We start from the raw sequence: 2,101 nt of genomic DNA on the forward strand, positions 1-2,101 counted from the left end.
GGATTTGCCGGGCGGCTCGTCGGCGCTGCCGATCTTGTACCAGACCATGTGGGTGACGATCGGCGCACGGTGGTCGGGAATGACGACCACCTCCATGCCGTTGTCGAGCAGGAAATCCGTGACCTTGAACTCGGCCGGAACCGTGTTGGGCAAGACGGGGCTCTCGGCCAGCACTGGGCTGGTCGTGACAAAAGCCAAGGAGGTCGCCAACAGCGTTCCCCGCAGCCATTCAATCCTGGATGTCATCAACGGCTCCGGTTCTGTCGACAGACGATAGGCAAGGTGCTGGCGACAAGCAAAGTGATTTGTTGATCATGTTGCCGGCAAAGGCGGCGGCAAAGAGGCCGGCCCATGGATGCCCGGCCAAGGATACGAGGCGTATCAGGCCGCCTCGATGAAGCGGATGACGGTCTCGCCATAGTTGCGTTCGTCCAGCACCGAAAAGCCGGGGCCTGGCTCGAAGGACGCCACCGCGGCCTCTTCGACCACGCACAGCGCGCCGGGGCGAAGCCAGCCGCCGGCTTTGGCCGACTGCAAGGCGCGCTCGCCAAGGCCCTTGCCATAGGGCGGGTCGGCGAAGACAAGGCCGAACGGCGCCAGCGTGCCGGCCTCGCCGAGGCCGGTGGCATCGCGGCGGAAGATCTTGGTGCGGCCGGTGAGCCCGAAGGCCTCGACATTGTCGCGGATCAGGCCACGGCCTTCCGCCGATTCCTCGATGAAGACACCGTAGGAGGCACCGCGCGACAGCGCTTCCAGTCCCAGCGCGCCGGTGCCGGCGAACAGGTCGAGCACGCGTGCCCCGTCCAATTGCTCGGCAAAGCGATGCGCCAGCACGTTGAAGACCGCCTCGCGGGTACGATCGGTCGTCGGACGGATGGCGCTCGAGCGCGGCGTCGCCAACGGACGCCCGCGAAACTCACCGCCGACGATTCTCATCTCGCTTTGGGGCCTCGGGGACCGTTGCGCGGACGCTCACCGCCGCCAGCCCCGCCCGGACGTTCGCCGCGCGGCTTGCCGAACGGCTTTGCACCGGCCGGTTTGCCATAGGTCGGTTTGAACGAGGCCTTGCGCGCCTTGGCGTCAGCCGCCTTGGCGGCGTCAGCTTCGGCCCTGCCCTTGCCGATCGGTCGCGCGCCTGGCGCCATCCAGACATTGGCCTTGCGCTGGCCGGGCGGCTCGATCGGCCGCTGCTCGCGCTCGGACTTTTTGCCACCGCCCGGCTTGCCACCAAAAGCACCACGCGGCTTGTCGCCGAAGCCACCGCGCGGTTTGTCGCCGAAATTGCCGCGCGGCTTGTCGCCAAAGCTGCGTTCGGGACGCGGGGCGCGTTCGCCAAAACTCTTCTCAGCGTTTCTGTCGGGGCTTGTCGACAGTTTGCCCAGAGCCTCATCGCGGCTGCCTTCGCGGCGCTTGCGATTCTTGATCAACCCGCCCTCGCCGATCGGGCGGCGCTCGCCATCGCGGGTGAATTTCGGCCGTTCCGGCTCCGGCTCGCGAACTTCGGTGCGCCGCACCGGCTTGTTGGAAAACGGCTTGGTGACATCGGCGTCGAAATTGGCGCCGGATTCCTCGACCAGGCGCTCGCCAAGCTGGTCGCGCAACACCCTGCCCTTGATTTCCAGCACATGGCCCTCGGCGAGGTCATCGAGTTGGAACGGCCCGTAGGAGATACGGATCAGCCGCGTCACGTCGAGGCCGAGCGAACCCAGGATGTTCCTGACTTCGCGGTTCTTGCCCTCGCGCAGGCCGATCGTCAGCCAGGCATTGGTGCCTTGCTCGCGATCGAGCGTCGCTTCGATGGCGCCGTAAAAGACGCCGTCGACGGCGATGCCTTCGCGCAGGCCGGCAAGCGCGCTTTCCTCGACCTTGCCGTGGACGCGCACGCGGTAGCGGCGCAGCCAGCCGGTGGCCGGCAGTTCGAGCACGCGCGACAGGCCGCCATCATTGGTGAGCAGCAGCAGGCCTTCGGTGTTGATGTCGAGCCGGCCGATGGTCATCAGCCGTGGCAATTCAGCCGGCAGCACGTCGAAGACGGTCTTGCGGCCCTCGGGATCGCGGTTGGTGGTGACGACGCCGGCCGGCTTGTGGAACAGGAACAGCC

At 66.9% G+C, this 2,101-nt stretch carries 2 protein-coding genes and 1 pseudogene; all 3 read right to left on the reverse strand.

Translation table 11 applies throughout. The annotated features are described in order from the left end of the window. Positions 1–246 (reverse strand): annotated as a pseudogene (locus tag EN879_RS33265) (insulinase family protein); the annotation flags it as partial. Between the two features lie 135 nt (positions 247–381). Then, positions 382–936 carry a 16S rRNA (guanine(966)-N(2))-methyltransferase RsmD gene (gene rsmD, locus EN879_RS33270; RefSeq protein WP_024504838.1) on the reverse strand — a complete coding sequence of 185 codons (555 nt, stop codon included), beginning with the start codon at positions 934–936 and terminating at the stop codon, positions 382–384. Continuing rightward, on the reverse strand, positions 933–2,101 hold a 1,169-nt coding region (locus EN879_RS33275; RefSeq protein ID WP_127274573.1), incomplete at its 5' end, for a pseudouridine synthase. The genes EN879_RS33275 and rsmD, both read right to left, overlap by 4 nt.

Source organism: Mesorhizobium sp. M7A.F.Ca.AU.002.02.1.1 (assembly GCF_003998535.1).
Taxonomy (GTDB): Bacteria; Pseudomonadota; Alphaproteobacteria; order Rhizobiales; family Rhizobiaceae; genus Mesorhizobium; species Mesorhizobium ciceri.

Excerpts from the sequence above, each read along its gene's own strand:
- rsmD (WP_024504838.1), bottom strand. The coding sequence starts at position 936 with ATGAGAATCGTCGGCGGTGAGTTTCGCGGGCGTCCGTTGGCGACGCCG.